We start from the raw sequence: 25,070 nt of genomic DNA, 5'->3' as shown, positions 1-25,070 counted from the left end.
CCCCCTATTTTAAATTAAAAAAATGTAGAAACAAAAAATGAATACTCATTCATTTTTATTCCTACATTAATTATATTTTAAATTTTTATATTTTTCATTATTTTTGTTAAATAGTAATTTTAGACAAAAATTATCAAAATTTCACTGTTCAACAATATATTGGTCCAACGCACGGCTTACACCCTCTACAAAATTACTGCCAGCTCCCCAATCAAACCGCATAAATGCTCCTGCCCCACCACCAGAGGCTACTGCATGAACCTTGGTAAATTCCTCTAAATTGTCTAATGTGATAGTTAAAGATGCTCTATTACTTGTTCGATAATAGAATTTTTCTATTACACAAACAACTATCTCTTGGTCTCCTACAGAGCGCTTATATACGTCTAACACCTTACCAGATATAGATCCTGTGACAATTGATTGTTCTATTACCCTTAATGCCTCAATAGGTGTAATATCTACATAAAATTCTCGTACGTCTTTCATAATAACCGCCCCCTTTCTAACTTCTACGGTTTGGAAGTTAAAAAGGTTCCATGTCACAAGTCATTATTACATAAGTGATAATTGGTACAACGCAAGATTGCTTAAACGATTTTACCTTATACTATATGCTCTTTTTTAAACTGTAGTGCATGCTAGCACATCTGGTGCATTTCTCAATTGATTGGATGTACAGTGAAGATAATTCCCAGTTAGAATGGCCGCCGAAGTCTCAGTAAATACATGCGATAAATTTGTAAATCCTTGTTTTTGTATATTATTAATAATGCCTGATAAATTACACATAATAATTTCATACAATCAATTATTTGTTTTTTTCTTTACGAGCTTGACTTCATAATTTTTTTGTCAATTATTTTAAGTCTTCCACAATAATTTCTTTTTAAACTTATATAAAACTATAGGTTGGTCCACCAAATATTACTATTCCAATACCTGTAGGCTGTTCACCGTTACAGCGAACACTTTCTATTTATTGATAGTTACGTCGCCGCCTTATTTGTTTTATCGCGTAAAAAAAAGCGACATCCACGCGGATGCCGCTTTTCAAGGGACGAACTTAACGTTGAGGGGGTTAAGTCGTAATAAATACTCAGCTGTACTTTGGAGAAAAGTTGCTGGTAAGAACCTTCTCTATTGAGTAAGCTCTATACGATAATGATAATCATTTTCAATTAGTATGTCAACCATTTTTATAAATGTAATTTTTTACTTACCCAAGTTGAGTTTATATTTAGCAGCCGAAGATTGGTGACGGCTTATTATCTCTTTTCACAAGTAAACTTTTGCCAGAGTAGAAATCAAAATAAAACACCATTTTTAGGTGTTTATCGATTACACTCCCCTTTTAACAGTTTGCCAATAACTTTATTGTAAAACTAAAATGCATATTCCTTTTAGCTTCGGGAATAGCTAATAACAATCCCCAAAAAAAAGGAGTGAGAAAGAATGGATCGAAAAATAGACAAACAAGTGGAAGTAGCATTAGAAAGCTTCAGTACAGACGAAAAAAATAATATCCTAAAAAGCTTTACTACATTTAAGGATTATCTAGCTGACAAAGTTAAAATGGGTGAAAAAATGGGTCTAAGTGATGAGACCCTTGCAAAAGCAACCGAGAAAGTCGCAGGTTATCTTGCAGCGCACGAAGAACCTAGAAACCGTGAAGAACATCTTTTACAGCAACTATGGAAAACTGCTGACAAAGATGAGAAGCAAGCACTTAGCCAAATGCTTTTAAAACTTACGAAACATGAAGGATAAACGAGAAGAGGCAGATGGTCGTCTATTAGACAATCCTGATAGGGTTAAGACGACCAAAGTCAGCCTGTTCGATATGCATGAGGATATGCAAACTGTTGATGCAATCTCTGTAGAGGATTTGAATATTCAAGTTCAAGACGAAAGAGATCATACCCACACGAAAAACCGTTCTTCTAGCGAAGAACGATTTCCTCCTAGATAATGTTTCTCCAACCTAGAAATAAAAAAGAATGCTCCTTTCCCCTTGGAGCATTCTTTTTTTATTAAAGAGGAGTAGCCCTAATCAATTTAGCTTGGACCAAACGACGTCTAATAACCACTCCTAGTAGTGCTGCAACTATTGATTTTACTAAATCGGGAATAAGAAAAATTAACATTCCACCTTTAAAGGCACCTTCCCATGAAATACCTGTAACTATTTTTAACCAAACCATACCGATCGATAGGATAATTAATACACTAAGCATATTAGCTCCAATAGCCACAAATTTGTTATGACCAAACATGTCTAACAGAAAACTTATACATACCACAGCTGGAAGCGTAGCTAAAATATATCCTCCCGTTGGACCGAGTAATATGCCTGGTCCACCTGTCATGCCAGCAAAAACAGGTATGCCACCTAGTCCAAGTAATATATAGATGATAATAGCAAGACACGCATATTCCTTCGGTAAAATAGTAGCCGTTAACATAACAGCAATCGTTAAGAGTGAAAATGGTACAGGCGGTATAGCGATCATTATCTGAGCAGCTACGGCAATAATGCCAGCAAACATAGCAGCAGTAATCATCATTTTCAAACGTTCATTTCTCATAATTTCTTCCCCTTTTTATTTGTGTTAACCACTTACAAATATAGGTTAACACAAAGGTGGGTAAAAGAGAACAAAATAAAAAAAGAAACCGGAGGATTAATTCTCGGTTTCTTTTTTTATTTGGAGCAAGTCTGTCTAGCAATGCTTACAACCAACGAATCACTGCATTTTCTACTGATTCTAATCGTACTGTACTCTTTTGCATAGGAGGCGGACATGACTTGTTATAAGCCATAATTTTTTCATTTACTTTAGTAATTCGAAAATGGAGTCCTTCTTTAATACCATGTGTATAGTTAGACGCTATATCCTGTAACTCATCACGAATTTCATGCTGTAGCTTAAGCCAGTGTGGTTTGTACCCAGCATCCTTGGCTATCTTTTGAAAGTGCTGAAAAATGTCTCCTGAGAAATATTCATCCGAAATCGGTTGACCCATTCCCTTGATACGATCCATGCCTCCAGACTTTTCATAGTTCCTAAGAATATCACCCATTAAATCGTTAACCGGTGGTGTATAATCGTCCTTATCCATCATCAAACCTCATTTCATAGAGATGTGTGGTGCTTTTTCAGACAAAATTCTTAAAAATTTCTGCTGTTCGCTAGGTGAGATAATTACACTTCCAAGCACTGCTTTTTTATAATGAATTTCTAACGCATCTTTAGAAGATAGAATTCGATAACCAGCTAAAATTTGAGATGTTTTATTCACTTTCGTTATATCCTCATAAGGAATTTTACTTTTAAACGGACCTCCTTTAATAAATAAGTACTTCTCCCTAAAAGAATACTCAATATCAAAGGTTATCCACAAAATAAATCCAACACACATGATAAATAGAATACTGATAATAACCACTGCTTTTACATCTACATCATCTGAAAAGATTTCATATAAGGCGGGTACAAGAGTAGCAAGTGCTATTATAAAAATTGCTACCCCTATAAAATAAGCAAAGGTTTTATCGATTTTAGATTTAAAGGTCATTCCATCCCCTCCTAGACAGATTTCGTGGCTGTATCCTTAATCCCTTCCCTATGTGCATATATATTCTTTAAAATAGCTTTAATAACTGCATAGGTTGGAACCCCTAAAATGATTCCCATTAAACCTGCAATATTTCCAGCCGCTAAAATAATTGTAATAACAGTTAGTGGATGAATATCCAAGGATTTCCCCATCACGTTTGGAGTAATGAAGTTACTTTCAATTTGCTGAGCTACAAGCATTATAATCGCTACGTAGATAGCTAGTTTAGGCTCTTGAATTAAAGCAATTATAACTGCAGGAACTAGGGATATATATGGCCCTAGGAATGGAATAACATTCATAATCATCCCAAATAGCGCTAGTAGTAAGGCATATTCAAGACCAATTGCTGTATATCCGATGAATAACATTACTCCCACTAAAAAACTCACGAATAATTGTCCTTGAACGTATGAGCGAAGAGTATCATCTATATCAGATAAGGTTTTACGTATAAACTTTTTCTTTTCCCCCTTAAAAAACTGTGTAATGAAAGGGACAAACTTTTCATGATCCTTCAGCATATAGACCAGGAAGAATGGTACAAGCACCAATAAAAATACTCCTTGGAATACATTCTGGACGAACTTAACTATCAAACCGCCTGCAGATACTGCTATGGTTTCTATTTTCCCACTTGCACTATCTATCGTAGTTTGAATTGCCTCTGGCAGTTCACCAAATTTTTTTCTCTGGGAAATGGAATAATTAACAAATTCCTCTACCTCTTCTACCATCTCAGGTGTATTATCTACCAACGCATTCACCTGTTTTGTTAGGACAGGACTTAATAATGCTATGAATCCCCAAATAAGGAGACCAATTACAACAAATACCGATATAATACTAGCCCATCGTGGAAATTTTTTCGATTCTAGCCATTTTTGAAGTGGTCTGGATAAATAGAATAATACCCCACCCAATAACAGTGGCATAAAAATAGCCTGGGCAATTGTCAGAAAAGGGGAAAAGATCGATTTAACCTGCATAAACATAAAAATAATTAATAAAGTAAATAATATTGCGGTTCCAACCTGGAACCAAAGCTTTTTAGTCAACTAACTTTCACATCCTCCATGTAGGTTTAACATAATCTTATATACGAATTATCATAAGGTAAGTTTCAACATTATACGTATCGTACCATTTTTATAGTAAACTGTTAATAATTCTTAACTTGAATAGGGGGAGACTCTTGGAATACTATAAAAAATTACGCCAATATGTTGGGCATCAGCCACTAATACTACCTGGTTCAGTTGTGCTAATACTAAATGAACACAATGAAGTGTTACTTCAAGAAAGAGCACCTGGCATTTATGGTCTACCTGGAGGATTAATGGAACTTGGTGAAAGCCTGGAAGACACTGCACATCGAGAGGTTTTAGAGGAGACTGGCTTGCGTATTGGAAAGCTGACACTTTGCCAAGTTTACTCGGGTCCTGATTATTATATAGAAAATCCAAATGGTGATACCTTTTATTCGGTTACTATCGTTTACAAAACCAATGAATATGAAGGCCTACTTACACCGGATGAATTAGAATCTATCTCACTTCAATTTTTTCCACCGAATAACCTACCGAACGGTATCCTAGCATCCTATCGTACCTTTATAGAGGACGAGTTATTGAATTAACGTCTCAATAACATAATTCAATACAAATACTACGCTTAATATGTATGAAACTTCTATAATTTTAGTATTTCTAAAAAAATAGATTGTCATTCAATTATCTCCAATTATTTTATAGATGAAAAATTGGATAGGAATTATAAAAGAGAAATAAAGGTCAGCGACTAGGAGATGCTGACCTTTTTGTTACTTTTCTTAATGTTCAAATTCGGGAAATCCTTACCTAAACATGGAATATAGACCTAGTATAGCAGATCATAACGCTTATTCTTGGTTATTTAAAAAACAATTTCACAACCACTTAAAATGGATATTTATGTTAAAATATAAAGAAGTTGTTAAAAACTAAACTTGAACTAATGATACAGAGAAGTCAATTGTACATTTTTTATAAAAGCTTTGTTTAAGTTATTGGTTGATTTTAACTAACAATTCTTTTTTATAGTGACTGTAAACATTATAAAAAGGACATTCAAATTACTATTAAAATCATAAATAGATGACTAAATTACGTTGGTTACAGTTTTTCAGCTTTGTTTATGCAAGTAAATTGATTGGCGCTTTATCGATGCTAAAGTTGTTCCAATTTATTGATTGGAGCGCCAGACGGCGACTCCTACGGGATGAGTGAGACAGATAAGACATCACAACCACGCGCGTAAGCGATGGGTGATGACTTATCGCTCACCCCGAGGAAAGCGTCCGGCTGGCGCGGAAATCAATTCTACTCTCTTTTAAGATCTCTTTGAATCATAAATCAATCCTACCCTTTAACATAGCCTTTATAAAATGATAAGCAGGAGGTACCATTATTAAAATAAATACTTACTTTATTCAATTATCTTTTACAATAATTATTATTTTCGGTGGAACTTTTGTCATTCGTTATTTTAGAACGAATGAACTTCTAGTAGACCAACTTATTGGAGCATCCGTTGGAGTTCTGCTTCTTATGGCATCATTGTTTTGGAGGAGAATAAACAAGTAATTACAAGACGTTAATGAAAATTGGCATATGTGTATAGAACGAGTAAATGCATTTAGGGGGTGTAATTAATGACTTTGAATCTGGATGATGTTATAGCGACTTTAATATTTTTAATTTTTATTGTTCTAGTTATTGCTATTATTTTTATAGCTATTAAAGGCTTGAGAAATTCAACTAAAGAAAAACAGCTAATTAACCAAAAGTTAGATACCGTATTGAAAAAGTTAGATGATAAAAGTTAATCCATTAAAATCTAAGCTATTATATTCACTCATCAGGGAACTCAGAAAAATTCATATACAAGGAGCGGAGAAAAAATCATGAATAAAAAATCTATATTTATTTTGATTTTTTACTTCCTTATCGCAAGTTCATGCTCTTTTTATTTTTATAATAGAACCGTTGCTTACGCATTTGCTATTCCGTATTTAAATCTTGTTTTCTTCCCAATTATCACCTTTTTAGTATTGTTTTCCGGCGTATTTATCTTATATCTTAAAGATAGACAACACCTTGTTTTTAAAATGGCCACTATTTTTATGGCTATAATAGTAGGTATGTTTATTTTATTTGAATTGACTAGTCCTAATTATACGTATGACGAAGCTAAGGAAATAGTAGAGACGGAATATAATGTAAAAGTAGTAGAAAGTGATTATAAGAAAGTAATGGATCATGACGTTGGCAAAGAAGTATATAGAATTACTGTTCTCAAAGATTCACAAACACTAGTGTATACGTTCAACCCGTATTCAAAAGAGATACTTTTTTTTAAATAATATAATCTTTTTATGAGGTATGTACAAAAGAATTAGAAGAACCTCCTAACCTTTAATTCAAACAAAAAAACTACCTCTAGATCACTCTCTAGAGGTAGTTTTCGTTTTCTATTAGATATCTTATTTATGCGCAATGTGGACTTTTAAAAGCTTACCTTTAATCGTTGTGTTTCTCATTTTTTTCAATACAAGAGGTCCTTTGCCATTGAGAATTTCAACGTATGAAACGTTATCTTGGATCGTAATAATACCTATATCGTCAGCACTAACGCCCTCGATTTTGGCTATTGTCCCTACGAAGTCTACCGCTCTGATTTTCTTCTTCTTACCACCATTGAAATATAGCTTAGTAATATTAACATTCAGCTGCTCGCCTTTTGATTTCTTAGCCTCCGGCTGCTCCTGCATCTTCAAATCAAACGCTGCTCTGTTTTGAGCAACCATTTCTGACGTAATTTCACGACCAGTTGGAATTTCAAAGCCAATAAATGCTTCAATCTCTTTTACAAATTTGTCTTCATGAGGAGTCGCAAGCATGATCGATTTTCCGCTTCTGCCAGCTCTTCCTGTTCTACCTGTACGATGTACATAGCTTTCTTGCTCTAACGGCACATCATAATGTACTACGTGCGTAATATCTTCAATATCAATACCACGTGCTGCGACATCCGTAGCGATCAAATAACGGAACTCACCTTTTCTGAAATCATCCATTACCTCAAAACGATCTTCCTGCATCATACCACCGTGAATCTTATCTGCCGTATAGCCTTTATTGTCTAATGCGTCTACTAATTGATCTACACGCTCTTTTGTCCGGCAAAATACAATACAGCTATCCGGATTTTCTGTAATCGTCAGCTTTTCTATAAAGGCTAACTTCTGGTCATCTTTCACTATATATTTTAAATGCTCAATTTTAGGCGCATCTTCTTCAGCTGCGTCTATTTCTATTGATACCGCATCATTCATATATCTGCCGCTCAACGTTTTTATCTCCTGTGACAAGGTTGCAGAGAATAGCATAGTCGTACGTTTTTTAGGAAGCAGTTTTATAATAGATTCTACTTGTTCAAGGAAGCCCATGTTTAACATTTCATCTGCTTCATCAATTACTAAGTATTCTATTTTGGATACATCCAATGTCCCTTTTTCTATATGATCTAACACACGACCTGGAGTTCCAACTACAATATGTGTTTTTTGCTTTAATGCCAGCTTTTGCTTTGCAAATGGAGATTTTCCATACAACGCTAATCCTTTAATTCGTTTATAGCGACCGATATTTGTGATGTCTTCCTGAACCTGCACTGCAAGCTCTCTTGTCGGGGTTAAAACTAAAGCTTGTGGCTTATTTTCTTCCCAATCTACTAGCTCACATAAAGGAGTGGCAAATGCTGCAGTCTTCCCACTACCTGTTTTCGATTTCACCAGAATGTCTTTCTTTGACAAGGCTACTGGGATTACCTTTTGTTGGACTTCAGTTGGCTCTGTGTAACCTAGTTGTTCAATTGCTTGCAATATTTTATCATCTAATTTAAATTCGTTAAAATGCATTCTGCATAATCTCCTCTTAGTTAAAGCCTAATTTATCTTCCGCGTTCTTTTTCTTGCCTTACTTCTATCATGTGCAAATGGGTTAATCTCAAACATAAAATGTGCTAGTGTCATTGGCCAAACTACAATTCGACAATATTCGTAGGGAATCTCTTTTTAATAATCTTAAACTACAATTTTCAACCCAATTTTGTGGTATAATTACTATATCGCTCTGTGAGTGAATATATTAGAAAAGAGGCAGATACATGAGTTTCCAACGACAACCTAAGGATGTTTCACCTTTCGTGGCAGCACGGAAAATTGATGAGAAGATCTCTTTTACACGCAATGATGTTGAAGTACAGGGTACTATTTTTAAAATCCTAGAGCAATCTGTTATTGTCGAAATATCTATGGAGGATGCGAAGAAAATTAATGTTCCTTCGAATCTTACAGTAGTATCACATAAAAACTATACGGTGATATAACGGAGTATTTCTTCTAGAAAAGCTTGACCATATTTGTCACGCTTATTAGCACCAACTCCATGTACATCTAGTAGCTCATCTTCGGTTTGCGGACGCTTTACGCACATGTCTTGTAATGTTTTATCAGAAAATATAACAAACGGTGGAACACCAGCTTCGTCCGCAATTTTTTTCCGAAGCACTCTTAACCCTTCAAATAACGGGTCATTCTTAGCAATCTGCTTTGTGACCGCTACTCCCTTACGCATGATCTTTCTCTTCCCTAACAATACTTCTTTTCCTGCATCCGAAATATAAATCGTCGGCATACTTCCCTGTTTCACTAGAAGTAACCCTTCTGCAATCATAAACTCCATAAGCCCTAACACTTCTTTTAAGGATTTAGCCTTTAATATCCCATAAGTAGATAGTTTTTGAAATCCAAACTCTATTACCTTTTTATTTTCTGAACCTGTTAGCACCTGAGCTGTAATCGTCTTACCAAATCTTTGTCCCATTCTAACCACACAAGACAAAACCATTTGTACTTCCTTTGTAACGTCCTGCATTTCTCTAGAATCTGTACAATTTCCACATTGACCACAAGTTTCTCCATTGGGCTCTCCAAAATATTGCACGATATACTGCTGTAAGCAGTTTTCTGTATGGCAATAATCTACCATCCCTTGAAGTTTTTCTAATTCTTGAGGAATTCTATCTCGGTCTAATGCCTGATCGATTAAGAATCGCTGTGTTTGTACATCCTGCGATGCATAGAGAACCACACATTCACTCGGTAGTCCATCTCGGCCAGCTCTTCCAGCCTCTTGATAATAGCTTTCCATGTTTTTAGGAAGCTGATAGTGAATAACATATCGAACATTCGATTTATCAATTCCCATTCCGAAGGCATTGGTAGCAACCATAACCTGTGCCTCATCTGTAAGAAACCGCTCCTGCTCCTTGTTTCTAAAGGCCTCAGGTAATCCGGCATGGTATTTAGCCGCTTGGACACCTGCCTTGTTTAATAAATCATATAACAAATCTACTGTTTTTCTCGTTGCTGCATATATAATGCCGACTTCCTGTGCATTCTTTTTAATAAATTCTTTTAAAAATTTATTCTTATCTTGTCCGAGCACAACAGAGAACGATAGATTTGAACGAGCAAATCCAGTTATAACCGTATTTTCATCTCGAATTTGTAATAGACGACAAATATCATCTCGTACAGCTGGTGTCGCTGTTGCTGTTAATGCAAGAACAACAGGCTGTTCCGTGAATACATCCTTTAATCGATGAATCGCACGGTAGCTGGGACGAAAATCATGACCCCACTGAGAGATACAGTGTGCCTCATCTACTGCAATTAACGGTACCTTCACTTTTTTTAATTGGTTCAAAAAGGCCTGTGATTCCAAACGCTCTGGAGCTATATAAAGCATTCGATATTGGCCATTTAAAACCTCTTCCATCGTTTCTCGTACTTCTTCAGAAGATAATGTGCTATTTATGAATGTTGCGGGTATACCTGCCTGCAATAAGGTATCCACCTGATCCTTCATCAAAGAAATCAATGGCGAAATTACTATGGTCGTCCCATCTAATAATAGAGAGGGAATTTGATAGCAAAGAGATTTACCACCTCCAGTAGGCATAACACACAGGCTCGATTTGCCATTCATTACATAATTGATAACTTTCTCTTGTCCTTCTCTGAAAGAGTCATAGCCATAATATTCCTGTAGTAACTGTGTTGCATTTTCTAGCATGCTAGTCGCTCCTATCTAGTGAAGTAAAAAGGGAAACAGATTATTTTCCGCTTCCCTTCTTTTTATTCTCTGTATGATTAGCTGATGGTTTTGGATCTACCTTGTCGATGTCTGGTTTTAAGAGGATATAACCTATGGAAGAGGACACAATAGCTGCACCAAGTGCGATAAGAATCTTATTTATAATAGTGACTTCATTATATTCTTCTTGAGATAAAAGAATGGCTGCCAACACGACCACAATTACCATGATCGGTATGATAACTTTTGATTTTTTCAAAACAAACTTCCTTTCGCGACATATAGATTAGTATATCATAATTCATAGGAAGAATGTGGCGAAGAGGGTGTAACGTCGAGTTAATTTAGAAGCTACTTTACATTATAAGTATGGAAAACCATTAGTCTCTATTTTGTGCTTGTAGGTAATATAAGTCATTTATAAGCTACTGAATTAACTGGAACCTCGTTCCTTTTTAAATATAGCTGGTTATGTGATAATAGAGAAAACATAACTAGAAGGATGAAATGTATGCAAAAAGAAATAGATATTAAAGTAAAAGACTCTCTAGCACAAGATTTACAGAAGGGGGTTCCTGTTTTACTGAAGGATGGCTTTCACGAGACGGACTCGTTGGTAGATGGGACAATTCTAAAGCTCAGAAATCCTGGAGGAAAGTTTATAGGCAAAGGCTATGTCGGGAAGCAAAATAAGGGAATTGGCTGGCTGCTTACTAAAAATGAAGCAGAGACAATTGATACTGGTTTCTTTCAAAATAAAATTACCAATGCATTAAAGCACCGAAAAGATTACTATGAAAACGATGATACAACCGCCTTCCGTGTCTTCAATGGAGAGGGTGACGGAATCGGCGGTTTGACGATTGATTATTTTGATGAATTTTATCTGCTCAGCTGGTACAGTGAAGGGATTTATGCATTTAAGGAGCAAATCTTAAAAGCTTTAGAATCTACTGTTCCTTCTTATAAAGGAATTTATGAAAAAAAACGTTTCGATACGAAGGGCCAGTATTTAGAAGACGATGATTTCGTAAAAGGCGAACGCGGGGAGTTCCCTCTTTTAGTAAAAGAAAATGGAGAAAACTTTGCTATCTACTTAAACGATGGAGCGATGGTTGGAGTCTTCCTAGATCAGCGAGAGGTTCGAAAAAAAATACGCGATGAGTATGCAAAAGGAAAAACGGTTCTCAATACATTCTCCTATACTGGTGCTTTTTCTGTATTTGCTGCAGCTGGCGGTGCAAAAAAGACAACAAGTGTCGATTTAGCAAAACGTAGTTTAAGTAAAACGACAGAGCAATTTGAAATAAACGGGATTAATGTTGAAGACCAGGATATTATCGTGATGGATGTCTTCGATTACTTCAAATATGCAAAGCGTAAAGAATTATCTTTTGACATGGTTATTATAGATCCCCCTAGCTTTGCACGCTCGAAGAAGTATACGTTCAGTTCCGCTAAGGATTATACGAAATTGTTAATGGATGCCATTACGATAACAGAAAAAAATGGGGTAATTGTTGCCTCCACAAACAATGCAACCTTTGGCATGAAGAAATTTAAGACCTTTGTGGAAAAGGCATTTAACGAAAGCAATCGAAAGTATGTCATTGAAGATGAATTCTCGTTACCAAGTGATTTCCGTACTTCCCCACTCTTCAAAGAAGGTAACTATTTAAAAGTACTTTTCATACGGGCAAAATAATAAAAGCGTAAGCACTACTTAGGCTAGGCTCGATATGCTAATGGGGTAAGAGAAAGGGCAGGTTTTTGGTTACTGCAAGGTTCTTGATGGTTTCCGCAAGGTTTAAGCTGATTTGTGCAAGGTTTCAGTCGATCTGTGCAAGGTTCTCGCTCGTTTCTGCAAGGTTTTCTGCCGGAGCCTAATTCATAAATGGTTTAAATATAACGAGGAGGGGCATGACTTTTTGAGTCACGCCCCTCCTTTTTTTAGATTAAGCTTTTAACTACTTTAGACATTGTTGCTCCATCTGCTTTTCCTGAAAGCAAAGGTTTAGCAATTTTCATAGCGTCACCCATGTTCATTCCCTTAGTAACCCCTGCTTCTGTAAGAGCCGCAGCAATTTCTTCTTCACTTAATTGTTTAGGCAAGAAGCTCTTTAATAATTCTAGCTTCGCTTCCTCTTTCTCAATTAAATCTTCACGCCCCGCATCTTTGGCTCCATCTAATGCTTGGTTCGTTTGTTTTACTTCACGATTTACCACTGCTACTTCCTCTTCTTGCGCTAGAGTAGCACCTTTTTCTTTTTCAGCTTTATCTAAAGCTGCTTTTAAAAGAGTCAATACACCTTTTGATAACACATCTTTATCACGCATCGCTTGCTTCAATTGTTCAAATACTGCTGTTTTTAACATTTAAATACTTCCCTTCTACTTTACGTTCCATATATTTTATTATAGTCCACCTCTTCTCCTACTGTAAAATTTAGTTGCACCGAGCATATAAGCAAGGTATTATATAAGCAAACGCTTATATAAAGGATGGATTACTCTTGGAACAAGAAATCGAACGTGCTGCGAATCTTTTCAAGCTACTCGGTGATAAAACAAGACTTACTATGCTTAAAATGCTTGAATCACATGATTACTGTGTTTGCGAATTTGTGGAGATTTTCAAGACGAGTCAGCCTGCAATTAGTCAGCATTTAAAAAAGCTAAAGGATGCAGGCTTAGTTCAAGAGACTAGAAGAGGCCAATGGATTATTTATTCCCTCAATAAAAATCAGGAGCTCTTTTCACTCGTAAAAAGCTTGCTCGAACATTTGCCAAATCAAGACTTTTACCTGGAACAGCTAGAGGAACAAGGAAGACGTATTTCATGTAAGTAATTATTGGAGGTTTCTATATTGTCACCACTTATTTTAGCAGCAACTATTTTTATCGTTACTTTGATTTTTGTCATTTGGCAGCCTAGAGGCTTGAATATCGGCTGGTCTGCCTGCGCAGGAGCTGTTGTCGCATTGTTAGTTGGCGTTGTCGGATTTAATGATGTCCTAACAGTAATAGACATCACCTGGAATGCCACCCTATCTTTTATAGCAATCATTCTAATTTCATTGATTTTAGATGAAATTGGTCTATTTGAATGGGCTGCCCTTCATATGGCTAGAGTAGCAAAAAGCAATGGTATTAAAATGTTTGTCTATGTCAGTCTACTAGGGGCGGTAGTTGCGGCGTTCTTTGCTAATGATGGAGCTGCTTTGATCCTTACCCCTATCGTATTGGCAATGGTTCGCAACTTAAATTTTACAGAGAAAATGATTTTTCCTTTTATTATGGCTAGTGGTTTTATAGCCGATACGACTTCTTTACCCTTTGTCGTCAGTAATCTAGTAAATATCGTTTCTGCTGATTTCTTTGGCATTGGATTTATAGAATATGCATCTCGCATGATTTTGCCAAATATATTTTCTTTAATTGCCACTATTACAGTTTTACTGTTTTACTTTAGAAAAAGTATTCCGAGAACGTACGATTTAACCATGCTCAAACAGCCTAAGGAGGCTATAAAAGATACGTCTATGTTCCGCTTGTCCTGGTATGTGCTTGCTATTCTATTAGTCGGCTATTTCACAAGTGAGTTTATAGGGTTACCTGTTTCATTTGTAGCTGGCGTGGTTGCCATATTTTTTATCGTTATGGCAAGAAAGAGTTCAGTTGTCGATACTCGCACGGTAATTAAAGGTGCACCATGGAATATTGTCTTCTTTTCTATTGGTATGTATGTAGTTGTTTACGGACTAGGAAATGCAGGATTGACTCATGCCTTGGCGGGGGTTATTGAGACTGCTGCTGGATATGGCTTATTTACTGCAACCATGTCTATGGGTTTCATCGCTGCGTTTCTATCATCCATTATGAACAATATGCCAACGGTAATGATTGATGCACTTGCAATCGCCGAGACGAATACTACTGGTACAATCCGAGAGGCACTTATTTATGCCAATATTATTGGCTCTGATTTGGGACCAAAAATTACACCTATCGGGTCTCTTGCAACACTTGTATGGTTGCATGTCCTTTCTCAAAAAGGCGTTAAAATATCATGGGGAATCTATTTTAAAACAGGTCTCATGTTAACAATCCCTATTCTATTCATCACACTATTAGGCCTATATTTTTCTTTATTAGCCTATTAATAAACCTAGAGGAGCAAACTATAATGACCAGTAAAATAATTTATTTTTTATGCACCGGCAATTCTTGCAGAAGTCAAATGGCTGAGGGTTGGGCAAAACAATATTTAAGTGACGAATGGATTGTAAAAAGTGCTGGAATTGAAGCACACGGCCTTAATCCTAATGCTATAAAGGCCATGAATGAGGTAGATATCAATATTTCCAATCAAACCTCAGATCTTATTGACATGGACACACTCCATCACGCCGAATTAGTCGTTACTCTATGTGGCGATGCTGCCGACAAATGTCCAGTAACACCACCCCATGTGAAAAGAGTACATTGGGGATTTGATGACCCTGCTAAAGCAAAAGGATCTGAAGAAGAAAAATGGAGCGTCTTCCAACGAGTTCGCGATGAGATTGGAGAAAGAATCAGGCACTTCGCGAAAACGGGTGAATAAGTATGATTTCGAGCACTTACGCTCGAAATTTTTATTAATTAGTTGCACTTTACAAGTAATGACCATATACTTTAATAGAGGTGAACTACATGGATAACAAACGGGAGCTATTTCAAATACTTACGCGTCGCTTTGGACTATTAAACAAAAATTGTTGTTCAGTAGGTTCTGTTGATATTTCAACTATTCAAAGCCACATTTTATACGAAATTGATAAACACCCCGATCGTTCTATGCAACAAATTGCAGATATTCTTGCAGTGGATATCACTACCTTTAGTCGACAGATTCAAACATTAATTAAAATGGAATTAGTAAAGAAATGTCCATCACCTAAAGACAAAAGAGTGTACCTGCTTTCTTTAACCACTCAAGGAAAGTTTGTCGCTACAACAATCGATCAATCGATGAATGATTATTTAGAGGAAGTATTTTCACATATGAATGAGTTTGAAAAAGAAACTGTCATACGCTCCATTCAATTATTGAATCAGGCAATGGCTAAATCCACGGTATGCTGTACTCCGTTACTTTGAGCAAGCGAAAGCTTGCTTAATAAAATATTATATAGTTGCAAATTACAAATAAATTACTGGAGGTTACTATAATGAATCAAATTAAATTAACGCCGATTAACACAGGATGCTGTTCTTCCACTCCTGAAAAGATTGAACCAAACAAAGAACTACCTATAGCCATTATCGGTGCTGGCCCCATCGGCTTGGCAGCAGCTGCTCACTTAGTAAATGCAGGAGAACACTTTATCGTTCTTGAAGCTGGAAGTACTGTTGGACACCATATTTCTTCTTGGGAACATGTACGTTTATTTTCTCCATGGCAATATAATGTAGATAAGGTTGCGGAGAAATTGTTGGAGAAACAGGGATGGATTGCACCAAATCCTGAGCATCTTCCTTTAGGTAAAGAACTAATTAGCAGCTATTTAGAGCCTTTAGCAAAAATACCCGAAATAAAGTCTTCACTTTCGCTTAACACGAAAGTAGTATCCATTAGCAAAAAGGGATTAGACAAGATGAAAACTGCCAATCGATCAGATGTACCCTTCATTTTGTACGTGGAGCAAGCAGGACAATTAAAGAGAATAGAGGCACGAGCAGTTATTGACGCAACTGGAACGTGGTCTTCTCCCAATCCAGTTAATGCCGACAACATATGGACAAACGCTGAAAAAGATTTAAAAGATCATATTTATTACGGAATTCCTAATGTACATGGCTCTGCTCTAGACAAATATAAAGGAAAACGAGTAGCAGTTGTTGGTGGTGGTCATTCAGCTATTAATTCGATTTTAGAGCTAGCTCAATTAGATGAAGAAATTGAAATCGTATGGATTATGAGAAAGAGAAACGTAGAAGCGGCATTTGGAGGAGAAGACAAGGATGCCCTGGCAGCTAGAGGTGAATTAGGCAGTAAAGTACACCAGCTAGTAGATGCCGGCAAAGTGCGGGTATTCACACCATTTCTTATTCATCACTTAGCAAAAACAGAAAATGGAATCATTATAGAAGGTGAATCTAAGGGCCAGGTTACCACTCTACCTCCCATCGATGAAATTATTGCAAACACAGGTAGTCGACCAGATTTTTCTTTAACAAGAGAGATTCGATTGGATATCGATCCAGTAACTGAAAGCGTGACTGCGATTGCCCCATTAATTGATCCAAATATCCATAGCTGCGGAACTGTTCGCCCCCATGGAGAAGAGGAATTAAGACAGCCTGAAAAGAACTACTATATTGTTGGGATGAAAAGTTATGGTCGGGCACCTACTTTTCTAATGGCCACAGGATACGAGCAAGTACGTTCTATTGTAGCCTATATAACTGGAGATATAGCTGCAGCCAAAAAGGTAGAGTTAGATTTACCTGAAACGGGAGTTTGCAGTGTGAATATTCAAGACCCTACTTCTAGCTGTTGTTAAGCTTTGCTCATATATAATTTTAGCTTGGATTACATTAGACAAATAAAAACACCTTTCGTTGGAAAATGGGTATACGTTACCTTCAATTTTCAATCGGAGGTGTTTTTTTTGAAATATAAGTACTTTATTTAGTAATGACTGCTATATTTTCATCTATCTCCAGTGATTTATGAAACTATGCTCGATAAATATGCTCAAAAATAGACATATTCATTTTATCTGAATATGCCTTATAAATAGACTTATTGAAGAACATTAAATTCAACTAAAACTCCAGATTTAAAATACTATATAACCTAACCTATATAAACGCTTTCGCATGTTCCAGCTGCTGGTTCATAAAAACAATGATCTTTATATTGACCAGAAAAAGGTTGACCATACCAAGTCGGAGGGCACGGAGCGTATGGATTAAAATACCATAATGCATATTTTGCTGGGTGTTCTCTCCAGTAATCCAAAGCCTGCTTTGCTAACTTTTTTCAGTACCTCTCGCTCTTTCATAAAATAAATTACCTTTTTGAACGGCTTCAAAAGAATAATTGCCCCCTTGTACCTGAAAAATGACATCCTCAATAGACCTTACATCTCTAAAGTCTAAACAATCAGCTTTAGCACGGTTTACAATTACATTTCCAACATATAACATCCCTTGCTTACCTTCACCTTCAGCTTCTGCTCTCATCATCCTTGCCATGAGGTCAACATCTTTATCTCGGTATTTAACTCTAGCCATTTTTTCACCCCCTAGATACTATATGATAAAAGCCCAAATTATGTCATTTTATACCACACCCTTTAAAACAAGTAACCATATGAATAGGGATCGATACTCCCTATTCATTTAGGTTATAAACCTTTTCCTTTAAATCAGCCTATTAAAAAATCTCGAGACACTACATCTCGAGATTGCTTTAGTCTATACACTTTTAAACTTCTGCCTGTACTTCAACCACTGTTTCTTCTACTTCAGAGCGACTCATTTTTTCTTTACCGCTCTTCAACGCTTTTAATGTTTTATGTGCTAGCGCAAGTGGTAGCTTGCAGAATAACAGGATGCTTTTACGGTTAATGCTTTTTATATACTCGTCCGCTTTAGATAGGTTGTCCTCCGCATATTCAAACATATCCGCTCGTGTCCATCCCTCGGGGAAGAATTGTACCCCTCGCTCTTTGTCTTCGTCTTTATTTCTTAATATGTTTACTGCTTGCAAGCCTCTCCCGTACGCTACCGCTAAATCTCGGTCGGTTTCAATATCTGCATTCCACTTCCATAGATCAGAAAGCATTACGCCAACAAGTCCAGCTACATAGTAGGTATACTCATCTAAGTCTTCTTTTGTTTTTACTTGCCATTCCTTCTCAACCCACTTCGCCATTCCTTCCGCCATTTCAGCAGTATAGGTCTTAACTGTCTCCGCTAAATCTGTTGGACAGATTTCAAGCCAGTCGCCAAGTCGGAGGGAAACTGCTGGTAATTGTTCCTGATACGGAGCTACAAGCAGTTCATACCCTTTTTTATCAAAACCATTTACAAGCATCTTGCTAGTTTCGAACAATAAATGTTGTTTTACTAGTGCATCCAATGTTTCGTGGTCTTCAATCTCATCAATTGCACGCATACAAAGGTATGCAGAAGCAACCGCTTTTTTCAGAGTGGGCTCTAAAAAAGTAATTGGAATATAAAAGGTTCTGCTTGTTTTCTTTAGCATATCCATTGCTTCTTTTTGTAATGTTGCTACTTCACGCACAACTAGGCGCCTCCATTTCACGTTCAAGATTCTATACCCTCTATTGTATCGGATTTTACCTAAAAGATAAAATGACTCCTTACAGTTGTCGTAAATCTGTTACAACTTCACTAGTATAATATTGATCACTTACCAAAAAACCTATCAGCTTGGATGCAACTTCCTCTGCACTACTTAGCTGACCAGTCACTTTATACTCTCTAAATTTATTTACTAACGCAAATTCACTTTCTTTGGCATCCCGAATCTTCCCTTGCATATTCGTATCAATAATTCCCGGAGCAATAGATACTAGCTTTACACCATTTGTTTTCCTCGATTCCTCTAGCTGTACTGCTTCTGTAAAACGATCAAGTCCTGCCTTCCCAGCACAATAGCTGCTCCATCCCTCATACCCATTTCGACCAGCGCCAGAAGAAATTTGCATAATTTTTTTCGGAACTTCTATTTGTTCTGTCATTCTTATAAACGTTCCAGTTAATATCATAGGTGCAGTGAGGTTTACCGCAATGCTTTTTGCCACTAGATTAGAATCTATCTCTCCAGCTGTCCCAATTGGCTCAATGGTTCCTGCATTATTGATAAGGGTCAACGATGTTGCCTCTTCTATCACGTTATTCAACAGCTCTTCTAGAGTTTCTGCTACCTTTTCAGTTGTTGCTAAATCTAATAGAACGTGATGATAATTAGGATGTTCAAGCTTACTTTCTCCCCTTGCAATACCAAACACTCTTTTATTTTTATCAATTAGTTGTTTTACTAGCTCTTGTCCGATCCCGCTAGTAGATCCAGTTACGATAAATACGTCCATTGTTAGTCCTCCCTTTATTAACTGCTTCTATTAGAATATCCTTCCTTCTGTCTCCTTTCAAATGTCCTTCTCTCTTTTTATATTTAAATTAAAGATTGAAATGGATTAAAAGAAAAAAAGGGGGTAATTGCTACCGATTTATTAATTACTTCTAAGGCAGCTGTTAGAAACCTTGCTACTGCAATTACGGAAACTGCGACTCCTTCTATTAAGAAGCTGCTACGTCGTGAGATGGATAATGCCATTGATACACATGATAAAATCGCACAATACATGATTAAAAATGAAATGTATCACGCGTATGATTTAAACGAACAAATGGAGCATGATTTAGAAAAAGCTGATATTGCCTTAAATTTAGCCAAAAAATAGGGATTCGGAGATAACTCCAAATCCCTTTTTATAGTACTACTCAATGCCCTCTATCTTTACTTCTTTCACTGGTAAGAACAGCTCGCCTGTCTCTAGATACTTCACCTGTACCTTGTCGCCCACTTCCATATACACAACGAATGGTGCCATTTCTGAAGAGACAATGTAATTTGCTTTATTGTCTAGCAGGAACGATACTTGCGTGAAGTCTCCTACACGTTCTTTAAATACACGAACTACTGTACCAGACACTGATTTTTCCTCGGCGCTAGAACTACCGTCTACAGTGCTTCCGCCACGCTGAATAGCTGTTTTATAAAGTTTTAACGCTTCATTTGGCGTATTCCCGTAAACAGAGATTTCCGGGTTCGCTGCTGACACGATAAAGTAGTTTTGTAAAAACCCGTTTGAGTCTAATACTGGTGTTAGCCAGCTTGCTTCTCCATAAAAATTATAGAGAACAGGCATTTCTCCAGACCATTTCTTTTCAATAAATTTCTTTTCAATAATTTGAAGTGCACCTTGTGAGTCCATATAGGAATCCTCTAGGTTACCAGTGTAATAGGTTGCTTTACCAGTTCGACCGTCAGTTAAGGAGTAACCAAGCATAGAGTCCACGCCTTCTTTTGGGCTAGTGAAATCTGTAAAATAATACATTTCTCCGTTTTCAGTGAAGATTGGACTTACATTAGCCTCCGTTCCTTCGTCTGAAGGAAGCTTCACTTCTTTTTTACCGATCAAGCTATTAATAAACCCATGCACATACTTTCCATAGTAACTGTTTTGTAAGCTTACCGTCTCTGGTGAAACAGCACCATCAATAAATTCGGGTACATCTGCTAAAGCAAATGATTCCGTTTGTCCTGTAGCTGGGTCTACAACAACGATCCCCTCTACATCAAAGCCATTACGTGCAGTGATAAATTTACCGTATGAACGAATATAGTATGGTTTTCCATCTTCATCAATTTCTAATTGGGCATCTCCATAGAAAATTTTAGTCGGATGCTTCATACGCATATGTCTTTCTAAGTTTTTATGAAGAAATGACGATGGTGTATAGGTCATTTGGGATTTCACAAATTTAGGATTATCCGCTGAATCAGTTGCACTCATTGTAAAATAACCTGGAGTGACATCCCCATTCCACCATTTAAAAAATCCTGAAAATTCTACCGGTGCGATATATACGTACTTGCCATCTACCTTTTGAATTTGTAAATTACCTAATTCATAGTAGCTTGTATCTGGTACTTGGCCAAATGCCTTCTTCATTTTGTTACGCGCAAACTTAGGAGGAACACTCGCTGGTGTTTTTGTTTCATCGAATGCCTCAATTTCAACTTCTTCATCCATTTTTGCTACTTCATACTTTTTATCAGCATTCCACACAGGTGCTGATAGCATATAAATTGCTAAAGCTAAGCTTCCTAGTAAAAGGAAACCTTTTACCTTTTGTTCTACACCTCTTGCCAAAAACGTTCCTGCAAAGGTGATCAATACTAGCCACGGCCATAGGGCAGTCCAGTTTCTATCTAAATTTGTTACATAGTATATGATTGCGACTACAACGAACGTTAGGATTGCAAGTAAAGCAATAGAAGACACTTTATCCTTACGACCGCCGCCAAGTGGGACTACTAATAATGCAGTGAATACTGCGACTACGGCTGAAATAATAAATACAAAAGCCATTTATTCATCCTTCTTTCTTTTGTTCATACTTCAATATACGGTCGAAAGAAGAAATGGTTTCAAGCTAATAAATTAAATAATTCTTTCAAACTTATTTAATTCCCATTATAATTTACAAGAATCTAATGATTAAGGGAGCAATAATTTGAAAAGAATACTAACTATACTTATATCCCTCTTAATCCTTGCAAGCTGTTCAAATCAGAACAATAGCTTGGAAAATGAAAGTAAAGATTTTTCTCTAGAAGACCAAATGAACGAGGCCATTATTGGTTATTTTGGCCATCGGGTTGAAATTCCAGAACAAGCAGTTAAAACGATAGAATTTAATGAAAAAAATGGAAATTTAAAAGTTGTTGTAACTACCTTAGCTTTTATGGATGAAACAGTAGAAGAATTTAAAGCTGATTTACTTGATAGTTGCATACTACTTTTGCAAGAAATACAAATGCAAGACAAGGTGCAGAATCTTACACTTGTAGTTGAAATACCGTATGAAAAAGAAAATGGGGAAAATATAAACTATGGCGTATTCAAAATAGATTTTACACAGGAGAAGCTTTTAAAGGTCAATTTCGATAAACTAAATCCTCAAAACCTTAGAGAAAAAGCTGACTTTTATTTTGAAGCTCCCTTTTACTAATAAAAAACTGTAATACTTCCTCCATGAATAATGTTGGATATATTACAGTCTTTTTTTATTCAGGCTCTGTTACGGTTATGTATCGGCGTTGAAGATAAATCAGTGAATCATGTGTGTTTTCATGTGAAAACCTCGAAAATATTAAAAAGCCCTTAGAGAGATGGACAGTATTAATTCTGTCACTATCACTCCCATTTGCACAGAAAATGGTAACTCATTAGCATTGGCAAGTTTCTCTATACTGGAACAATCGAATTTTACACAAGGTTCTTTTCTATTATTTTCCCTATATCTAACCGTTAATTTTAATTAGCTGAAACGACTTTCATCATTGTATAATTTTATCGCCTTCCACCTTGTACGTTTTTATGGCGTGTTTTGGAAGTTTTGAAGAATATAATGTTTCAGTAGAAACAACCACCAATCTCCCATTTTGATAAAATATATTTTTGATATATCCACTCATTGTATAACTCTGAACTCTTTCCATTGTGGCATAATTGTAAACCTCTATATTTTTTCTATTGCTTGTATAGAAGAGCCCATCATCCATGTTATAGGTAATTTGTTCAAAGGGGGTATATAGCTTTGTTAGATACGTCATATTCATTGCCTTTGAATCTGAAGCAACCATAATGACACCGGAACCGTTAAAAATATATTTTCCATCCGGTGAAATGCTTATATTTGTATTTAGTGAGTAATCACCGTGATAAGGTGAATCGTACCCTGTTGTTACTTTACCATTTTCAATAAAGTGATTTTCAATATCTCTTGGACTAACAGTTGTATCAATGGCATAAATTCTATCTAAATTTGGATGCATTACTATATAACTATCCTGATATACAGACATGCTGCTCTTGGAAGTTTCGAGTAGTGTCTCCCTTGAATATCCCAGGATATTTGAATGTTGACCAGAACCGCTTGATATATATATAGACTTGTCATCTGCCACTATATCAAAAGGATCGATATTAATATCAAACTGTTCCACCACTTTAAAATTAACCGTATCAATTATAGCGATAGCCCCATTTTGATATTCTATATAAGTACTACGTGTCCCTTTTAGTAAAGCAACATACAGCTCATTATTATATAAATAGATAGTTTCGGGAACTAGATTCATTGTAAGTCGCTGAATTTCACCTGTTTTATAATTTATCTTTAAAACATCTTTATTTTCGTTTAAAGCATAAATAATAGGCTGGGATGGATGAATCACTACCTCCCGAATTAAATCGGATAAATAAAAGAACTCATCATAATCGAACAGGTTGATTCCTGGAATGGTCTTTTTAGCCTCATCTAATTTATTTAGTAATAGTTGTCGAGCGTTTTCATCTTGTATTTTGTTAACAGTGGCCTGAATTTGCTTGGCAGTTAAAAGTAGTTCTTCTTTGGTTTTATTATTAGCAATTAATTGCTGAAACCGGTCAATCTCTATGTTTGCGCTTATGGCATACATGGTAGATTGTCTGGCTTTTTCTCCTGGGCTTTTATATCTTTCTAAAATAGCATCCCTCGTTGACTTACCGTATACACGATATAGTAATATCGCCTGCTTTCTAATTTCGCTCGATAAATCATGATAAGCCTTTTCTGTTTGCTTACCTAACGGGTTTAATCTATAGGCATCATTAAGATCATCTTTTTTTACTATGATTTTATTCCCAGACTTTATAGCATCTATGTACGCCATTGACCTGGTAAAGTGGATATCCACATTACTCTCCATTCTTTTAGTTAACTTCTCTTTCTCTTGAGAGGGGAGACTTTTGATCGCATCGTATGCTAATTGCCTTGCACGTTTTGTATCATTGTATAAATTCATATTTGGTAATGTCACGGGATCTGAATACTTAACCTTTCTATGTTCTAGAGAGATTTCCCATTTTAATATCGTTGCAGCACTCTCAGCTTTTTGAACCAACTTCTCTGCTTGTGAAAGGGTAGCTGCATTGCCTGTGCTAGGCATTGTCATCATAAGAACAGTTAAAATAATAACCGTCGCAAAAATATTACATTTATTCACTTAATTGCTCTCCTCATCCTATTAAGAATCTTATAAAAACTATATATTAATATACTAATAGATTTGCCTAAGATTGTATAATGGTAAAAAAAATCCACTCAAAGATGTGATTCATCTCTTTCCAATCCGGTTAACTCTAAAGTATTATTCACCATACAAGATCAGTTAATGATTTGTTAAGAGAATCATCTCATATTTTCTAAACGCAGATGGATGGAACTTGTTTGAAAGATTGTAGTATTTCTTCGATTAATTAACGGACACTCGCTGTATTGATTGTAGCGGGAGGTGGCGACTCCGCGGTGGGATGAAAGCTATCACAACCACGCGCGTAAGCGATGGGTGATGGCTTATCGCTCACCCCGCTATTAAAAAAAACCCTATAAGAT

General features: G+C 36.2%; 27 protein-coding genes and 1 pseudogene. 14 read left to right on the top strand and 14 right to left on the bottom strand.

Annotated features, from left to right (window positions below):
• Positions 1-141 precede the first annotated feature (141 nt).
• Positions 142-489, bottom strand: coding sequence for a DUF6054 family protein (locus NSQ95_RS00975; RefSeq protein ID WP_340886402.1), 348 nt, complete (start codon positions 487-489; stop codon positions 142-144).
• 966 nt (positions 490-1,455) lie between these two features.
• On the opposite strand from NSQ95_RS00975, the gene NSQ95_RS00970 reads away from it, so the two are divergent.
• Positions 1,456-1,770, top strand: coding sequence for a DUF3243 domain-containing protein (locus NSQ95_RS00970; protein WP_169359253.1), 315 nt, complete (start codon positions 1,456-1,458; stop codon positions 1,768-1,770).
• Positions 1,760-1,972, top strand: coding sequence for a hypothetical protein (locus NSQ95_RS00965; protein WP_169359254.1), 213 nt, complete (start codon positions 1,760-1,762; stop codon positions 1,970-1,972). Before NSQ95_RS00970 ends, NSQ95_RS00965 begins: the two co-directional genes overlap by 11 nt.
• 61 nt (positions 1,973-2,033) lie before the next feature.
• Here the strand turns inward: NSQ95_RS00965 and NSQ95_RS00960 are convergent, their stop codons facing one another.
• The 4 genes from NSQ95_RS00960 to NSQ95_RS00945 all read right to left on the bottom strand — a co-directional run bounded on the left by NSQ95_RS00960 (position 2,034) and on the right by NSQ95_RS00945 (position 4,679).
• The gene (locus NSQ95_RS00960; protein ID WP_340886398.1) at positions 2,034-2,588 is read right to left on the bottom strand and encodes a biotin transporter BioY; all 555 of its coding nucleotides are present in this window, start codon (positions 2,586-2,588) and stop codon (positions 2,034-2,036) included.
• Positions 2,589-2,733: 145 nt separating this feature from the next.
• Positions 2,734-3,123 (bottom strand): DUF1992 domain-containing protein, encoded by a 390-nt coding sequence (locus NSQ95_RS00955; protein ID WP_342560126.1) that lies wholly within the window; start codon positions 3,121-3,123, stop codon positions 2,734-2,736.
• 9 nt (positions 3,124-3,132) lie between these two features.
• Positions 3,133-3,579, bottom strand: coding sequence for a PH domain-containing protein (locus NSQ95_RS00950; protein ID WP_340886393.1), 447 nt, complete (start codon positions 3,577-3,579; stop codon positions 3,133-3,135).
• 11 nt (positions 3,580-3,590) lie between these two features.
• Positions 3,591-4,679, bottom strand: coding sequence for an AI-2E family transporter (locus tag NSQ95_RS00945; protein WP_169359258.1), 1,089 nt, complete (start codon positions 4,677-4,679; stop codon positions 3,591-3,593).
• A 137-nt stretch (positions 4,680-4,816) separates the two neighbouring features.
• On the opposite strand from NSQ95_RS00945, the gene NSQ95_RS00940 reads away from it, so the two are divergent.
• The 3 genes from NSQ95_RS00940 to NSQ95_RS00930 all read left to right on the top strand — a co-directional run bounded on the left by NSQ95_RS00940 (position 4,817) and on the right by NSQ95_RS00930 (position 7,024).
• Complete coding sequence (locus tag NSQ95_RS00940) at positions 4,817-5,260, top strand: NUDIX hydrolase (protein ID WP_340886387.1); 444 nt, start codon at positions 4,817-4,819, stop codon at positions 5,258-5,260.
• 1,053 nt (positions 5,261-6,313) lie between these two features.
• Positions 6,314-6,487, top strand: coding sequence for a hypothetical protein (locus tag NSQ95_RS00935; RefSeq protein WP_340886385.1), 174 nt, complete (start codon positions 6,314-6,316; stop codon positions 6,485-6,487).
• Between the two features lie 78 nt (positions 6,488-6,565).
• Complete coding sequence (locus tag NSQ95_RS00930; RefSeq protein ID WP_342560125.1) at positions 6,566-7,024, top strand: PepSY domain-containing protein; 459 nt, start codon at positions 6,566-6,568, stop codon at positions 7,022-7,024.
• 120 nt (positions 7,025-7,144) lie between these two features.
• On the opposite strand, the gene NSQ95_RS00925 is transcribed toward NSQ95_RS00930, so the two are convergent.
• Entirely contained in the window at positions 7,145-8,581 is a 1,437-nt protein-coding gene (locus NSQ95_RS00925; RefSeq protein WP_340886381.1) for a DEAD/DEAH box helicase, read from the bottom strand.
• Between the two features lie 248 nt (positions 8,582-8,829).
• Here NSQ95_RS00925 and NSQ95_RS00920 point away from each other — a divergent pair, with 248 nt between their 5' ends.
• A complete protein-coding gene (locus NSQ95_RS00920; protein WP_169359263.1) occupies positions 8,830-9,051 on the top strand; it encodes a DUF2187 family protein in 222 nt (73 codons plus the stop codon).
• Here NSQ95_RS00920 and recQ read toward each other — a convergent pair.
• Together recQ and NSQ95_RS00910 are read right to left on the bottom strand one after the other, a co-directional pair.
• On the bottom strand, positions 9,036-10,802 hold the full coding sequence (gene recQ / locus NSQ95_RS00915) for a DNA helicase RecQ (RefSeq protein ID WP_298469310.1): 1,767 nt from the start codon (positions 10,800-10,802) through the stop codon (positions 9,036-9,038). The genes NSQ95_RS00920 and recQ overlap by 16 nt on opposite strands.
• Before the next feature lie 40 nt (positions 10,803-10,842).
• Complete coding sequence (locus NSQ95_RS00910; protein WP_251555282.1) at positions 10,843-11,082, bottom strand: hypothetical protein; 240 nt, start codon at positions 11,080-11,082, stop codon at positions 10,843-10,845.
• A 252-nt stretch (positions 11,083-11,334) separates the two neighbouring features.
• Here NSQ95_RS00910 and NSQ95_RS00905 point away from each other — a divergent pair, with 252 nt between their 5' ends.
• A complete protein-coding gene (locus NSQ95_RS00905; protein WP_342560124.1) occupies positions 11,335-12,528 on the top strand; it encodes a class I SAM-dependent rRNA methyltransferase in 1,194 nt (397 codons plus the stop codon).
• 245 nt (positions 12,529-12,773) lie between these two features.
• On the opposite strand, the gene NSQ95_RS00900 is transcribed toward NSQ95_RS00905, so the two are convergent.
• On the bottom strand, positions 12,774-13,199 hold the full coding sequence (locus NSQ95_RS00900) for a GatB/YqeY domain-containing protein (protein WP_342560123.1): 426 nt from the start codon (positions 13,197-13,199) through the stop codon (positions 12,774-12,776).
• Between the two features lie 137 nt (positions 13,200-13,336).
• On the opposite strand from NSQ95_RS00900, the gene NSQ95_RS00895 reads away from it, so the two are divergent.
• The 5 genes from NSQ95_RS00895 (at position 13,337) to NSQ95_RS00875 (ending at position 17,371) form a co-directional block, all read left to right on the top strand.
• A complete protein-coding gene (locus NSQ95_RS00895) occupies positions 13,337-13,672 on the top strand; it encodes a metalloregulator ArsR/SmtB family transcription factor (protein ID WP_342560122.1) in 336 nt (111 codons plus the stop codon).
• A gap of 18 nt (positions 13,673-13,690) precedes the next feature.
• Positions 13,691-14,986 carry an arsenic transporter gene (locus NSQ95_RS00890; protein WP_342560121.1) on the top strand — a complete coding sequence of 432 codons (1,296 nt, stop codon included), beginning with the start codon at positions 13,691-13,693 and terminating at the stop codon, positions 14,984-14,986.
• A 23-nt stretch (positions 14,987-15,009) separates the two neighbouring features.
• A complete protein-coding gene (gene arsC, locus NSQ95_RS00885; RefSeq protein WP_340886366.1) occupies positions 15,010-15,429 on the top strand; it encodes an arsenate reductase (thioredoxin) in 420 nt (139 codons plus the stop codon).
• Positions 15,430-15,518: 89 nt separating this feature from the next.
• Complete coding sequence (locus tag NSQ95_RS00880; RefSeq protein ID WP_298469291.1) at positions 15,519-15,965, top strand: MarR family winged helix-turn-helix transcriptional regulator; 447 nt, start codon at positions 15,519-15,521, stop codon at positions 15,963-15,965.
• 71 nt (positions 15,966-16,036) lie between these two features.
• Positions 16,037-17,371, top strand: coding sequence for an NAD(P)-binding domain-containing protein (locus NSQ95_RS00875; protein ID WP_342560120.1), 1,335 nt, complete (start codon positions 16,037-16,039; stop codon positions 17,369-17,371).
• Positions 17,372-17,667: 296 nt separating this feature from the next.
• Here NSQ95_RS00875 and NSQ95_RS00870 read toward each other — a convergent pair.
• The 3 genes and pseudogenes from NSQ95_RS00870 to NSQ95_RS00860 all read right to left on the bottom strand — a co-directional run bounded on the left by NSQ95_RS00870 (position 17,668) and on the right by NSQ95_RS00860 (position 19,933).
• Positions 17,668-18,107 (bottom strand): annotated as a pseudogene (locus NSQ95_RS00870) (cell wall hydrolase).
• A gap of 193 nt (positions 18,108-18,300) precedes the next feature.
• Positions 18,301-19,122: a phytoene/squalene synthase family protein gene (locus NSQ95_RS00865; RefSeq protein ID WP_340886359.1), complete on the bottom strand. Its 822-nt coding sequence runs from the start codon at positions 19,120-19,122 to the stop codon at positions 18,301-18,303.
• A 79-nt stretch (positions 19,123-19,201) separates the two neighbouring features.
• Positions 19,202-19,933 carry an SDR family NAD(P)-dependent oxidoreductase gene (locus tag NSQ95_RS00860; protein ID WP_342560119.1) on the bottom strand — a complete coding sequence of 244 codons (732 nt, stop codon included), beginning with the start codon at positions 19,931-19,933 and terminating at the stop codon, positions 19,202-19,204.
• Between the two features lie 126 nt (positions 19,934-20,059).
• Here NSQ95_RS00860 and NSQ95_RS00855 point away from each other — a divergent pair, with 126 nt between their 5' ends.
• On the top strand, positions 20,060-20,305 hold the full coding sequence (locus tag NSQ95_RS00855) for a spore coat protein (RefSeq protein WP_340886951.1): 246 nt from the start codon (positions 20,060-20,062) through the stop codon (positions 20,303-20,305).
• A 36-nt stretch (positions 20,306-20,341) separates the two neighbouring features.
• Here the strand turns inward: NSQ95_RS00855 and NSQ95_RS00850 are convergent, their stop codons facing one another.
• Entirely contained in the window at positions 20,342-22,000 is a 1,659-nt protein-coding gene (locus NSQ95_RS00850) for a hypothetical protein (RefSeq protein ID WP_340886353.1), read from the bottom strand.
• A 145-nt stretch (positions 22,001-22,145) separates the two neighbouring features.
• On the opposite strand from NSQ95_RS00850, the gene NSQ95_RS00845 reads away from it, so the two are divergent.
• Positions 22,146-22,643, top strand: coding sequence for a hypothetical protein (locus NSQ95_RS00845; protein WP_342560118.1), 498 nt, complete (start codon positions 22,146-22,148; stop codon positions 22,641-22,643).
• A gap of 328 nt (positions 22,644-22,971) precedes the next feature.
• On the opposite strand, the gene NSQ95_RS00840 is transcribed toward NSQ95_RS00845, so the two are convergent.
• Positions 22,972-24,681: a hypothetical protein gene (locus NSQ95_RS00840; RefSeq protein WP_342560117.1), complete on the bottom strand. Its 1,710-nt coding sequence runs from the start codon at positions 24,679-24,681 to the stop codon at positions 22,972-22,974.
• Between the last annotated feature and the right edge of the window lie 389 nt (positions 24,682-25,070).

This window comes from Psychrobacillus sp. FSL W7-1457, assembly GCF_038593405.1.
GTDB lineage: Bacteria > Bacillota > Bacilli > Bacillales_A > Planococcaceae > Psychrobacillus.
Note: the sequence above shows the minus strand (reverse complement) of the source record. Positions and strands in the feature narration are given on the sequence as shown.